Source organism: Bdellovibrio sp. KM01, assembly GCF_013752535.1.
Classification (GTDB): Bacteria; Bdellovibrionota; Bdellovibrionia; order Bdellovibrionales; family Bdellovibrionaceae; genus Bdellovibrio.
The window spans coordinates 646,868-660,485 of record NZ_CP058348.1 but is presented as its reverse complement, the minus strand read 5'-3'; the positions used below and the strand labels follow the sequence as shown (position 1 = coordinate 660,485).

Genomic DNA, 13,618 nt, shown 5'->3' with positions numbered 1-13,618 from the left:
AGTTTATGAGAACTATTTACTGATCGCTTTCAAAAGAGCGCATGGATTCTTAACAGTTTTTAATGCAGCTTTGTAAGCTTCTGGTTTTAGATCCATTAGATTCTTATCTAAAACTATTTTAAGTGGCTCCACCTGTTTCTCGATTTCCGGAGCAACCTTAACAGATGTGATAAAGCTATCATACACTTCGCAGGTTACTCGATTCGAACAGTTGTGAATCGCTTTACTTAACAAGGCGATATCAGATTTTCCGACGGTTTGTTTGCTCCAGCTTTTTTTCGCGTTGTCTTTCGCGTGCTGCAGCTTCTCTTCCAAGCCTTCAGTTTTTATGTTGCATTTTTTTATCGCGGGATTGCCAGAATCGTTTATAGCCACTCGAGCAGCGATAACAATTTGCTTAAGGCTGTCCAGTTCATTCAAAGGCATTTTAGCTAGAGCTGTTTGAGATAGAACGAATGTATTTATGAAGATCAAAAATGCTTTCAAGCTGTAACTCCGTTTACAACTTTATTGTCTCTGATAACCCCAGGGCTCACAAAATAAAAACTGGACAGGAATTTAAAAAATATAAATGCCTGTCCAGAACTTGTACAAAAAACCGAAAACTACATTAGCTTTCTAAGAACGTAGTGCAAGATACCGCCGTTTTTCAAGTATTCCAATTCCACAGCTGTATCGACACGGGACTTCACTTTCACCTCTTCAGTTTTACCGTTTGAGCGAGTGATTCGCACCGTAATATCCTGTTGAGGTTTCATGGTTTCAATACCCACAATATCCAAAACTTCAGAGCCATCCAGTTGCAATGTTTTTCGATCCATTCCCGGATGGAATTGTAAAGGCAAGACACCCATGCCCACCAAGTTGGATCTGTGGATACGTTCGAAACTTTCAGCAATCACCACGCGAATACCCAAAAGCGTCGTTCCTTTGGCTGCCCAGTCACGCGAAGATCCTGTTCCGTACTCTTTACCAGCCACAACCACCAATGGAGTTTTGTCAGCTTGATATTTTACGGCAGCATCAAAGATCGACATCTGCTCGCCTGACGGAACGTATTTGGTCATTCCGCCTTCCACACCCTGAAGCATTTCATTTTTGATGCGGATGTTGGCAAATGTTCCGCGCACCATCACTTCATCATTTCCACGACGCGAACCATAGGAATTGAAATCCACCGGTTGCACACCTTTGCTGATCAGATACTTTCCGGCCGGAGAATCTTTTTTAAAGCTTCCTGCTGGAGAGATATGATCTGTTGTGATGGAATCCCCAAGGATCGCCAGAACTCTTGCGCCCTTAACGTCAGATAATTTCTCTGGCGTTTTCTTCATGCCGGCAAAGTACGGAGGGTTTTTGATATAAGTACTTTCATCCCACGCATATGTTTGCGATGGCACTGTCTGGATTTTTTGCCAGTCTTCAGTTCCCGCGAACACATTGCCGTAACGGTTTTTAAACATTTTCGTTTCAACCGTTTGATTGACGATATCGTAGACTTCTTTATTGGTTGGCCAGATATCTTTCAAGAACACCGGCTTCCCTTGAGTGTCTTCACCAATTGGATCTTTCATAACATCCAATTGCATCGTTCCCGCCAAAGCATACGCCACGACCAGCATCGGAGATGCCAGATAGTTTGCTTTCACATGAGGATTGATACGACCCTCGAAATTACGATTCCCTGAAAGCACCGAAGCCACAACCAGATTACCTTTTTCCACCGCATGCGCGATGTGTTCTGGAAGTGGACCTGAGTTACCGATACAAGTCGTGCAACCATAGCCAACAAGGTTAAAGCCCAAATGATCCAGATACTTTTGCAATCCAGAATTCTCAAGATAGTCAGTCACGACTTGGGAACCTGGAGCCAAAGAAGTTTTCACCCAAGGTTTAACTTTCAAGCCTTTTTCGGCAGCTTTCTTCGCAACCAGGCCCGCCCCCATCATAACAGATGGATTGGAAGTATTCGTACAGCTGGTGATTGCAGCAATAACCACGTCCCCGTGACCTAATTTATAATTCTGGCCTTCAACGTCGGCCGCGAATTTGTCTTTCGAGGATTTATCAGCTGCGACACTGAAACCGGAAGTCAGCTGTGCACTGAAATCACTGGCCGCTTTATCCAGCAACACGCGATCTTGAGGACGCTTAGGCCCCGCCAACGAAGGCACCACTTCGGACATATTTAACTTCAAAGTATCGTGGAAGAAGAAATGCTCGTCGTCACTTGTACGCCACATTCCTGTTTCTTTGGCATAAGCTTCCACCAAAGCGATCGTTTCATCGTCACGACCCGAAATTCGCAAGTACTTCATCGTCTCTTCGTCGATGGGGAAGAAACCACAAGTCGCACCATATTCGGGCGCCATATTCGCGATCGTCGCACGGTCTGCCAATGACAGACCTTCCAAGCCTGGGCCATAGAATTCAACAAACTTACCGACAACGCCTTTTTTACGAAGCATTTGAGTGACCGTTAGAACCAGGTCCGTTGCGGTCGTGCCCTCTTTTAGTTTTCCTTCCAAACGGAAACCAATCACTTCAGGAATCAACATACTTAAAGGCTGCCCCAGCATCACGGCTTCGGCCTCGATACCACCAACACCCCAACCCAGAGCTGCCAAACCATTTACCATCGTCGTATGGGAATCAGTTCCCACCAGCGTATCGGGGAAAGCGTATTCGCCATGTTGGCCTTTTGCATTCCAGATCGTCTTACCCAAGTATTCCAGATTCACCTGATGGCAAATACCTGTCCCTGGAGGAACCACACGGAAGTTTTGGAAAGCACGCTGACCCCACTTCAAGAACACATAGCGTTCGTGATTGCGCTGAAATTCCATGTTCACGTTTTCTTGAAAGCTCGAAGGCGTCCCAAAGGAATCGACCATCACTGAGTGGTCAATCACCAGATCCACTGGAACCAGGGGATTGATTTTCGTCGGATCACCACCCAAAGATTTCATCGCATCACGCATCGCTGCCAAGTCCACCACGGCAGGAACACCAGTGAAGTCTTGCATTAATACACGCGCCGGGAAAAATGAAATTTCTCGCGACAAAGATTCTTTGTTAAGGCTAAGAAGTGAATCGATATCTTCTTTCGTGACATGCACACCGTCTTCGTGACGCAGAAGATTTTCCAAAAGAACTCGCAGCGAGTTCGGCAGGCGTTTTAGATTCGGGTGCGAAATCTTTTTCAGATTGAAGATCGTGTATTCTTTCGCACCGACTTTAAGTTTGTCTTTAGTTTTGAAGCTGTCTTTTGACTGTACCAACATGAGGGGATCCTCCCTCTCAATTCCACTCCTCGCGCAGAATTTTATCAAGCCAAAAGGCGCCTATCTGGGTTTTCACATCGGTTAATTTACCCTGCTGAATAAGCAACATCAGATCCTTGGGAGCAACTTCCACCACTTCCAAAAATTCACCATGATCCAGACGTTGCTCAGTCTTGCTAAGGTCCTTTGCCAAATACAGATCGATCTGCTCGTTAGAATACCCAATGACTGGATGAATCGGTGTTAAAAATTTCCACTCGTTTGCAGAATATCCAGTTTCTTCGATAAGTTCGCGCTTGGCAGTGACTAAACTGTCCTCGCCCTTATCGCGTTTGCCCGCAGGGAACTCCAACATCACCTGCTTCACAGCATGGCGATATTGATGAACCATAATCACGTTCCCATTCGGCAACATTGGAATCATCATGGCCGCGCCGGGATGAATAATGTACTCGCGATGATAAATCTTCCCATCGGGAGCCTGCACTTGGTCCTGCTCAACTTTTAAAAATCGGCCCTGGAATATACGTTTCGATGAGAGAGTTTTTTCTTCGAGATGCTTCATGGCTTAAGGATCTCACGCCCGACTTTAGTCAGTCACGGGCTTTATCGAAAATAAAAAGGCCTCCGTGGTGGAGGCCTTTGCTGGAAACTATTTTTTCACTTCGCTCTTTACTGGAGCATCACACGGCATTTTAGGATCCTCTAGCGAACAAACGAAATTCGTTTGTCCTTCGTATCCCTTGACCGTGCCGATCCATTTCCCTTGCGCATCTTTGTCCAAAACCATGTATCCATGATTGGAAGGAAGCACCGTGAAGCCCGCAGGAATAAGCCTGCGAGTCGCAGCATCGTAATAATCAAGAGCTGTTCCGCCCTCTCCCATGACAACATGAACAGGATGATTTCCTGTTGAAATCTGCGTGTTATGAATGTGACCCGCAAAAACAAATTTCACCTTTTTAGGTAAAGGCATTTCTTTTGTCAGAGTTTGCATGTTCAAATTCACCGGTAAAACAGCTGCAGGTCCATTCCAATTCGGAGCCAAGCCCCAGATCGGACGATGCACCATCAACCACACTTCAGTTTCAGGACGAGAATTGATCGTGTTCACCATCTTACGATAGTGCGCACGCCATACTGCCATCTCAGGACTTTTCGGATCCAATTTCTGATCTGACAAAGTGGCGTTATCAAAATTCACCATCAACATATTCCCGAAACTTGTGTAACGAGTTTCTTGGAATTGAGGACAGGAATTTTCACCCAGCGGAGTTAACAGTTTACTGAAACCTTCGTGAGCACGCTGACAATCTTCGTGATTTCCGCGAATAAAGACAAAAGGTTTTGCTTGCAACAAAGATGTCGCTGGAGCGATGAAATCAGCCTCCCATGCGCGATATCCGTAACCCAAAGTATCCTTGAAGGGAGCACACTTTACAGGATCATTGCAGGTTTCACGGTAGTGATAGTCACCCACGTGAACGATCAGATCTGCATTTTCTTTGTCGATCGCTTTCACGATACGAGCAAAGGGCCATTCGTTCGGGTTGTTGCAATCCTGGAAATAGTTTCCTTTCAGTCGACAACCTGTATCACCAAAGATGATGATACGTTTTGGCGATTCAGGAATTGAAATCTGACGTTCACCCACGATAACTGTTTTTGTTCCTTCAGGAAGATTCGCTTCACACACGGTTGTTGAGTCGAATTTCGCCTCCTGCATAGGCAAGACGTCAACTTCGCCAGGAGCTTTTGCAAACTGCACCGTTGGACATTTACCGTCTTTCGGCGCAACCGTTCTTACAAATGAATTTTTGGAATCAGCTAAGCCCACGTAGGTCAGGTTTTCCGCTTTGTCAGAGGGCTTATGTGCACAAGCCGCAAGAAATACCAACAAGACTAAAGCAGAAGATTTACTCAAGCGCATTCTTAAGTCCCTTCAACTTTGCTTTTCGCTTTTTGTTGTTTCAACTCAAGCTCACACATTTTTACTTTTGTTTCGTATTCGTCCTGACGTTTTAGCAAAACTTCTTTGTAGCCCTTAAAACGATCGATACGATCACGCAATCCTTCTTCGGTCACACCCACGATGTCTTTTTTATTTTCTACACCGATTTTAGAAAAGTCTTCTTCAGAGGTCACATAAGTGCGAGTTTCTGTCCAACGCATTTTTCCGTCACCAGCGTTATCTGTATCACCCAACTGCAAGCGGCAATCACGAAGCACACCATATAAGCCACGGTTGTCCAGGTAACGAGAGCCGCCAAATACGCGAGCTTCAAGATCGTAAACTTCATTTTCCAAAGTGCGCAGTTGTTCATTCATTGCGACTTTACGTTGATAAACCATATCGCCATCTTTAATACCGATATTTCCGCTGCCCACGGGAGCAGGGTTTTCAAGTTTCGTATCGATTTTTTCAGCTTTATTACGATTGGTAGAACAAGCCGCGAAAGACAAAGATAGAACTGCGATCATTAGGTAGCGCATAGGATTTTCCTCCATCAGAAGGAAACTTTAAAAGCGAACCGAACTCGGGTCAATCACGGGACCTAGGAAATCGTGACCCAGTCGCAAATGCCATCTTTAATACGGAACACTTTGATGTGTTCTTCGAACCACGAACCTAAATTCACAGAGCGGACATTTCGGCCATGAGTCTCGACCATAGAGTCATCAAACACATGCATATGGCCCGAGATAATGACATCAAAAGGTCCCTCGTCGTAAGCACGGTGAGTATGATTACGGATCATCGTCACCAGTTGCTCTTCATTACGGTGGCGATAATGACCACTGCGTTCACGGCTTCTTTTACTCGCACGGTTGCCGATGTAATCCCAGAAACGTCCAGGGAAAACGTCTTTCAATGGCTTAACCCACGGATTGCGAATGATGGCGCGATATTTCAAGTATTTGATGTCATTTAGATTGATTAGATCTCCGTGCTCAACTCGCACATTTAGACCATCAATTTCGTAGTATTGAGCTTCGACAAAAACTTCGACGCCCAATTTTTTCTGAAAGTATCCTTCGACGTGAACATCGTGATTACCTTCAATATAGGTGATGCGTGCACCAGCCTCTCTCAATTCTTTCAGCGCATCCATCAAAGGTTGGAACTTGCGCCCAAAGAACTCAGAGCCACCGATCCAAAGATCGAAAATATCCCCCAACATGAAAAGATGAACTTTCGCAGGATCACCCTGTCGCAAAGAACGCAAAAAGCGCAACAGGATTTGCCCGTTGCGCTCTTCTGCGGATTTCAAGTGAATGTCGGATATAAACCAGGCTTCCACTAGTCTTGTTTCAAATCAAAACCTTGTTTCTTGCGGATAAATGCAGGTACTTCCAGGTTTTGAGAAGAGAATGGAGAGCTCAACACTTCACGTGCCATGCGACGAGCTTCTTCCAATGATTGTTGTTCATGGTCTACGTTCATAGACAACTGTTCTGGATTTGCATGACGGTTTTTAAGGTCTTGGCTTTCTTTGAAAGCGCGAGCCTTAGCCAACAACAAATCACGAGGAGAAACACCTTCAACTTGTGGTTGAATTGGTGTTGCCATCTCTGGAGCAGGTTGTGCCTGAACCGGAGCTTGCTGCATAACTTGCGGCTGAGCTTGTGGAGGCACTTGTGCTGCCACTGACTGCGCTGCTTGTTGTGCAACTTGCGGAGTTACTTGAGCTACCGGTGGAACTGTTACAGTTTCAGTTACCGGTTGCTGGGGTAACCCCGGAGTGACCGGAACTTCCACTTGCTGCTGGTAAGTGTAGTTCATCACTTGGGACTGCACTGCCGCGATAGGCGGAAGTTCAACTGGTGTAGCTTGTTGAGGCATCACCGGCATAGTTGGCATTGTCGGCATAACAGGCATTTGATTCATGTTAGGCATTTGTGGCATCTGGAACTGAGGCATTTGCGGCATGTTAGGCATTTGTGGCATTTGCATACCCATGCCCATGTTGTTCATACCAAATTGTGCCGTTTGTTGGTTCAAGAAGTTTTGCATTTGGTTTACTTGAGCCATGTCGTTCACAAGTTTCACTTCGTGAGAATCGAAACCAGTTGCGATCACAGTCACACGTACTTCTTCACCCATTGTTTCATCGATAACTGCACCGAAGATGATTTCTGCGTCTTCATGAGCTGCTTCAGTGATCAAAGTCGTCGCTTCGTTCACTTCGTACAATGAAAGTTCAGAACCACCAGTGATGTTAACGATGATGCCAGTTGCGCCATCAATTTTAACATTTTCAAGAAGTGGAGAAGAGATCGCTGCAGTTGCGGCTTCTACTGCGCGGTTTTCACCTTTAGCAGAACCAGTACCCATGATCGCGATACCTTTAGAAGACATAACGGTGCGGATATCGGCGAAGTCCAAGTTGATCAAACCACGGATGTTGATCAAATCAGAGATACCTTTAACCGCTTGCAAAAGCACTTCGTCAGCTTTTTTGAAAGTATCCAAAAGAGGAGTTTTTTCAGCTGCGATAGTCAAAAGTTTTTGGTTCGGGATAACGATCAATGTATCAACATTGTCTTTTAGTTCCTGAAGACCAGAGTCTGCGTGCTTACCGCGTTTTTTACCTTCGAACAAGAATGGCTTAGTCACAACACCGATAGTTAGAGCACCCAATTCGCGAGCGATTTTCGCTACGATAGGAGCACCACCCGTACCCGTACCACCACCCATACCAGCAGTTACGAATACCATGTCAGAACCTTCCAATTTTTCTACGATTTCATTGTAAGATTCGATCGCAGCACGACGACCAACATCTGGATTTGCGCCAGCGCCCAAACCTTTTGTCAAATCGATACCCAATTGAATTTTGTTAGATGCTTTGTGTGAGTTCAAAGCTTGGATATCTGTGTTTGCCACGATGAATTCAACGCCGCCCATTTCAGACGCGATCATTGTAGAAACAGCGTTGCTACCGCCACCGCCGACACCTACAACTTTGATATTCGCACCGATATTGATATTTTCTTCTAATTCAAACATGTTGTCCCTCCCGACGATGCTTAAAAGATCCAGAGGCCTCCAGCCTCCACCGAGTAAATTTAAAAACTAAAATACTTTTTCAAACATTTCCTTAAGACGCTTCGTCAAGCCGTTGATCGACTCTCCGATATTGATCTCAAGTTCCTGCGTATGCTGGCTCATCAACAAATCTTTACGTTGTGACAAACCATACTGTAACAATCCAACTGCTGCCGAGAATTCACCAGACTTCACAACATCAGTCAGACCTCCGATTTCCAAAGGTGCCCCTCTGCGAACCGGAATATCAAAAATAAACTCACCCATTTCAATCAGGCCATCCAACTGACTGGCACCGCCAGTCAGAACGATACCGGACCCCAACATTGGCATCACACCGCTCATACGAATATCGTTAGCGATCAGATTCAATGTTTCTTCTGCACGGGCTTCGATCACATCCGCAAGATCCTTACGAGGGATCACGCGAGATTTACGACCTCCAACGCCTTCTACTTCAATCGTTTCGTTGTCGTTCACCATGGATGCCATAGCGCAGCCGTATTTTTTCTTCAAAACTTCCGCCGCGAACTGAGGAGTTCTAAGTCCTACAGCGACGTCATGAGTGAAGTGTGAACCACCCACTGGAATGATAGAAGAGTGCGCTACGCTGCCGTTAACGAAGTACAAGTTATTACAAGTACCGCCGCCCATATCGACAACAACTACGCCCAGATTTTTTTCGTCATTAGAAATAACCGCTGTTGCAGAAGCCAGTTGACTCAAAACCAAACCAGCGATTTTCAATCCTGCTTTCTCAACACATTTAACAGTGTTTTGAATTGCGGATTGGCTGCCTGTTACGATGTGAACATTCGCTTCCAAACGGATACCTGACATGCCCACTGGATCAGTGATGCCGTCTTGGCCGTCGACTTTAAATTCTCTTGGAAGGATGTGCAAAACAGTACGGTCTGTTGGAACAGCTACGGCTTTCGCCGCTTCGATCACGCGATCAATTTCTGAAGGTGTTACTTCACGATTTTTGATTGCGACCATACCTTTGGAATCAAATGAAGAGATATGAGTGCCGGAAACGCCAACCCAAACTTCGCCGACGCTGTAACCAGACATCAACTCTGCTTCTTCTTTAGCTTTTTTAATTGAATCAGTTGTCGCCTCAATATTAACGACAACACCCTGGCGGATGCCTGTATTAGGAGCAGTGCCTACTCCCGCGACTTCGATTTTCCCTTCGGGATTGACGGTTCCGATAACGAAACATACTTTGGTCGAACCAATATCCAAACCAGCCAATACCGGAGCTTTCGGTTTTGATGTACTCATCCCTAAGTCCTCGTATATGACACCCTATTTGGGCGTCTTTGTTTGAGAGACCGACGAATAAAATCATTTTATTCGATTTGAGCCGAACCTGAGCTCGACTTTAGATGGTCTTCCAGACTTAAGCTTAGGGATCCTTACGCAACCTGACAAGGACTTTCTTCGACAGATCCGCGTCTATGACGCGAGCGTCAAACTGCTTGGTTTCGAGGTAATCTACGACGCGAGAAACGCGCGCTGCCTTTAGTGCCACTTGCTCTTCACCGATTTTCACTTGCGTGCCGGATTTGATCAAGGTCATCCAAAAACCTTCTTTATTATCATAACGAACTTCAGAAATTGTTCTTCTGCTGAACGATCCTTGAGCAGGAATTTGCTCGATCACATCAACTGCTTTTTTTCGAAGTTCCTTTTTCTTGGCGAAAGCATCGCCATCCAAAATCGCAACATCGGGAGCTTGTTTGGCTTCGATGGCATCCAAGAACTCACCGTTCTTGATGATCGGCACAAGCTTACCACCTTTTGCCATATACAGGAGCTTCACTTCATAAGGACGAACGCGCAAAGAAAGCGTTGCTGGCCAAGAACGGGAAATTTGTGTGTTTTCAATCCACTCTTGTTTTTTCAATTCAGTGGAGACGGTTTTTAACTTGATATTCCAAAGAGATTCGCCTTTGTATTTCGCAAGCAACTCTTCCAACGCATCAACATTAGGTTTTAAAAACTGCTCTTGCCCTTGCGGAGGATTCTCCAAAACGACTTCCACTTTTTCAATATTGAAAAAGCCATGCTCATTCAAATAGTAGAACGTTCCCACCAAAGCCGCTGGTATAACAATGAATCCCAAAAATAATTTCAGTACCAACTTCTTCACGAGAACTCTCCAAACGAATGGCTTTCTGAAATCAGATTAACAACTTTCACTCGACCTTGTTACCACTCTAAGGACCCACAAATATAAACACGACCAAAGAAGAGGTCCTCAAATTCGCCCCGAAAAACTTCAAAATCCAACCGAAGGGGAGAGAAAGCCTCACAAACTCGACCAAGGTTTTGCTTTTAAATTTTGTTAATAATTAAGCGAACTTCTCTCCATATAGTGAATGACTCCATCGCCGATATTACAAACATGAAATTCGGATCAAAGATCATTATCAATATCGCCGCATCTAGCTTGGTTTGCTCACTCGCAGCCGTAGCTATTTCATCTTCTAAAATTCACAACCAAGGCCAAGATCAGCTCGTGGAAAAATCCCGCGCGATTCTATCACGCCTGGAAGCCATCCGCGGCTATGTCGCCACCCAAGGCGGACTAGACGAAGACATCAAACATGCAGTCGTAACTCATCCAGATGGAAAACTTCCAGAAGAAGTGCAACAACGCATTCTACACAAAGTGCCAATCTTTGCTTCCATCAAAGTTGGATTCGAAAACGCTGACAAAGATTTCTATACTTTCCGCGTGTTCGCAGAAAATCCACGTCGCAAAGAAAACACGCCGACTGCTTCCGAAATAGAAATCCTGAAACGCTTTGAATCCAATAGCGAGCTGAAAGAATACGTAGAAAACAAAGATGGCGCGATCACAGTCTATCGCCCCGTGCGCTTGTCCGAACAACAAGGCTGCCTACTTTGTCACGGTCATCCGTCAACGTCTCCTTGGGGCAATGGCAAGGACATTCTGGGTTTCCCGATGGAAGACTGGAAAGACGGGAAACTTCATGGCATCTTTGCCGTGAAGTCATCAACAGACCAGGTCGCCGCTGCCGCTAACAACGCATCGATCTCTATCTTGTGGTGGACATCATTAATTTCGGCATTGATCTTAGTTGTGTCATATCTATTGATTCGAAAACCTTTAAGCCGCCTGGTTGAGTCTATTTCAAAACTCAATGAAGCTGGCGCGCAGGTCTCCACTTCCAGCAACGAGATTCTGGCTTCCAGCCAAACAGTAACACAGTCATCGGTGAAAGCAGCTGCTTCGATCGAGGAAACATCTGCATCCACAGAAGAGATCTCCAGCATGGTGAAGCGCAATAGCGAACACGCCAGCGAAGCCAAGAATCTAGCTTTCCAAGCTTCTCAAAAAGCTCACACCGGCGAGCAAGAAGTACGTAAGCTGACTTCATCCATGGAAGACATCTCAGCCAGTTCGAAAAAGATCGAAGAGATTATCACCGTGATCGACGACATCGCCTTCCAAACAAACCTACTCGCACTGAATGCTTCCGTTGAGGCCGCTCGCGCCGGCGAACACGGCAAAGGTTTCGCAGTAGTCGCAGATGCGGTTCGCAGTCTTGCGCAAAGAAGTGCCACATCCGCAAAAGAGATTTCAACTTTGATCAACGAAAGTGCCAAAAAAGTTGAGCACGGCCATGCGGTCGTTCGCGCCAGCGAATCTTCTTTGAAAGAAATCGTAAGCTCGATTGAAAAGCTGTCTAGCTTGAACGTTGAGATCTCAACTGCGAGTGCCGAGCAAGAGTTGGGCATCGCTCAGATCAACCAAGCCTTGACCGACATGGAAAAGATCACGCTTTCCAACAGCAGTTCGGCGCAAGAATGTTCGAATGCCTCACAAGAGCTCAACACTCAAGCCGAAGTCATGAAAAACGTTGTCGATGATTTAACGAAATTGATGGCTGGGTAGTTAAAAACCCCAGGCACCGCCGGCTTGGATATAGAACACTGTTTCTTCTGGGCCGCGGGCTATGTCTGCGCCCATTTGAAATCCTAAAAGTCGCGCCATCATATAGCGGAATCCTGCACCATAGGCTGAGGCGGTGTCAGCACTCTCCATGTTACTAACGGAATCAGTGGCCCTTCCCGCCCCACCAAACACAGACAATTCCCAACGGGGATGAGGATTATATCTTATCTCTCCCTCCATAGATGAAGCGACGTCGCCTTGATATCGCAGCTTTGGAATTCCGCGCAGGTTGATAAATGGTTTCGCATAAAAGGGTGCGTCTCCGTCGATCCATCTTGAAATCCATCTTCCTGCGAATCCCCACTGATCGCTGGCTCGGATAAAACCCTGCAGATCCAACGCTTGGACATGATAATCCAAATCCCCGCCTAAGTTTTCACTGAAAATATAATACCGATACTCTGCCAAAAGTCCCTGTTGCGGCGACATGGTATTGTTGCGGCTGTCATAGCTTACTAAGAGCGAAATTCCGCCATTGCGATTTTCGATGCCTTCGCCTTGCAGAACTGGCGGCAATGCACCGGTTTTAAAATCGACGCTGATATCTGTATAAATATAGCGTCCGCCGACAAAGAAATTACTGTCGTCGATGCGCGCCCGAAGATCGTTGTAAATTCCACCGCCCTTTAAGTTGTATTGAATATGAATATCATCGGCATTGTTGAAGCCCCCCAGACCATAGAAATCCAAATTGGCGGAGGCCGCCATCACAAATCCCAGGTACCGCCAACGATCATGATTCCAGTTGGTGACATAGAATGCTCCACCAACTCTTGTTCCATTATCAGTTCCTGCGGCTAAGACACCCGTCACCGTAGGAGGAATAAATCGTTTATGAGTTTCTGAAGCGCGAGCCTCGCGGGCCCCTTCACTGTCGCTCATGAATAGCAGCGCCACGCCGCCCCCGGTCCCCACTGCAGGTTCCGTGATGATAATGGGGACTGGTAAGAAGCCGCGATGTTTCAACAGCCACTCACTGGCATCAAGGTAATGGTCTCCAGGATCAAAAAATAACGACGAAGTCGATTCCATGGCATTAGCAATATTCAATCCCATGAAAATACCAAGTGCTATAAACAGGTTTTTCATTACCGCAGTTTAGATTGAATTCAATTTGCACAAACGCATTCTGACGATGCTTCTTAACAGTTAAGATTCATGCAAGGTTGCTGTCGCAATTTTAGTAAACGTTGACATAACGTACATTACCATCGCGCCACACTGGATGGCTATTTTTCCATTGCAAAACTGTCGCTAGACATTTTCAAGTAACTTCAATATAGGCATGTCTTT

Annotated in this window: 11 protein-coding genes; 1 reads left to right on the top strand and 10 read right to left on the bottom strand. The window is 45.8% G+C overall.

Going from position 1 to position 13,618, the window contains the following annotated elements; translation table 11 throughout:
• Positions 1–12 precede the first annotated feature (12 nt).
• The 9 genes from HW988_RS03320 to HW988_RS03280 all read right to left on the bottom strand — a co-directional run bounded on the left by HW988_RS03320 (position 13) and on the right by HW988_RS03280 (position 10,492).
• Positions 13–486 (bottom strand): hypothetical protein, encoded by a 474-nt coding sequence (locus HW988_RS03320; RefSeq protein WP_181606214.1) that lies wholly within the window; start codon positions 484–486, stop codon positions 13–15.
• A 119-nt stretch (positions 487–605) separates the two neighbouring features.
• Positions 606–3,284 (bottom strand): aconitate hydratase AcnA, encoded by a 2,679-nt coding sequence (gene acnA / locus HW988_RS03315; protein WP_181606213.1) that lies wholly within the window; start codon positions 3,282–3,284, stop codon positions 606–608.
• Between the two features lie 16 nt (positions 3,285–3,300).
• Positions 3,301–3,849 (bottom strand): NUDIX hydrolase, encoded by a 549-nt coding sequence (locus HW988_RS03310; protein WP_181606212.1) that lies wholly within the window; start codon positions 3,847–3,849, stop codon positions 3,301–3,303.
• Between the two features lie 87 nt (positions 3,850–3,936).
• Entirely contained in the window at positions 3,937–5,214 is a 1,278-nt protein-coding gene (locus HW988_RS03305; RefSeq protein ID WP_181606211.1) for a metallophosphoesterase, read from the bottom strand.
• 2 nt (positions 5,215–5,216) lie between these two features.
• Entirely contained in the window at positions 5,217–5,777 is a 561-nt protein-coding gene (locus tag HW988_RS03300) for a hypothetical protein (RefSeq protein WP_181606210.1), read from the bottom strand.
• A 62-nt stretch (positions 5,778–5,839) separates the two neighbouring features.
• A complete protein-coding gene (locus HW988_RS03295; RefSeq protein ID WP_181606209.1) occupies positions 5,840–6,586 on the bottom strand; it encodes a UDP-2,3-diacylglucosamine diphosphatase in 747 nt (248 codons plus the stop codon).
• Positions 6,586–8,295 (bottom strand): cell division protein FtsZ, encoded by a 1,710-nt coding sequence (ftsZ, locus tag HW988_RS03290; protein ID WP_181606208.1) that lies wholly within the window; start codon positions 8,293–8,295, stop codon positions 6,586–6,588. Before ftsZ ends, HW988_RS03295 begins: the two co-directional genes overlap by 1 nt.
• 66 nt (positions 8,296–8,361) lie before the next feature.
• Positions 8,362–9,621: a cell division protein FtsA gene (gene ftsA, locus HW988_RS03285; RefSeq protein ID WP_181606207.1), complete on the bottom strand. Its 1,260-nt coding sequence runs from the start codon at positions 9,619–9,621 to the stop codon at positions 8,362–8,364.
• A 124-nt stretch (positions 9,622–9,745) separates the two neighbouring features.
• Entirely contained in the window at positions 9,746–10,492 is a 747-nt protein-coding gene (locus tag HW988_RS03280) for a cell division protein FtsQ/DivIB (RefSeq protein WP_181606206.1), read from the bottom strand.
• A 255-nt stretch (positions 10,493–10,747) separates the two neighbouring features.
• Here HW988_RS03280 and HW988_RS03275 point away from each other — a divergent pair, with 255 nt between their 5' ends.
• Complete coding sequence (locus tag HW988_RS03275) at positions 10,748–12,265, top strand: methyl-accepting chemotaxis protein (protein WP_181606205.1); 1,518 nt, start codon at positions 10,748–10,750, stop codon at positions 12,263–12,265.
• Here the strand turns inward: HW988_RS03275 and HW988_RS03270 are convergent, their stop codons facing one another.
• Entirely contained in the window at positions 12,266–13,414 is a 1,149-nt protein-coding gene (locus HW988_RS03270) for a BamA/TamA family outer membrane protein (protein WP_181606204.1), read from the bottom strand.
• Positions 13,415–13,618: the final 204 nt, after the last annotated feature.

Bases quoted from the DNA above. Each gene is read 5' to 3' on its own strand.
- acnA (WP_181606213.1), bottom strand. From the start codon at position 3,284: ATGTTGGTACAGTCAAAAGACAGCTTCAAAACTAAAGACAAACTTAAA.
- HW988_RS03310 (WP_181606212.1), bottom strand. From the start codon at position 3,849: ATGAAGCATCTCGAAGAAAAAACTCTCTCATCGAAACGTATATTCCAG.
- HW988_RS03305 (WP_181606211.1), bottom strand. From the start codon at position 5,214: ATGCGCTTGAGTAAATCTTCTGCTTTAGTCTTGTTGGTATTTCTTGCG.
- HW988_RS03300 (WP_181606210.1), bottom strand. From the start codon at position 5,777: ATGCGCTACCTAATGATCGCAGTTCTATCTTTGTCTTTCGCGGCTTGT.
- ftsZ (WP_181606208.1), bottom strand. From the start codon at position 8,295: ATGTTTGAATTAGAAGAAAATATCAATATCGGTGCGAATATCAAAGTT.
- ftsA (WP_181606207.1), bottom strand. From the start codon at position 9,621: ATGAGTACATCAAAACCGAAAGCTCCGGTATTGGCTGGTTTGGATATT.
- HW988_RS03275 (WP_181606205.1), top strand. From the start codon at position 10,748: ATGAAATTCGGATCAAAGATCATTATCAATATCGCCGCATCTAGCTTG.
- HW988_RS03270 (WP_181606204.1), bottom strand. From the start codon at position 13,414: ATGAAAAACCTGTTTATAGCACTTGGTATTTTCATGGGATTGAATATT.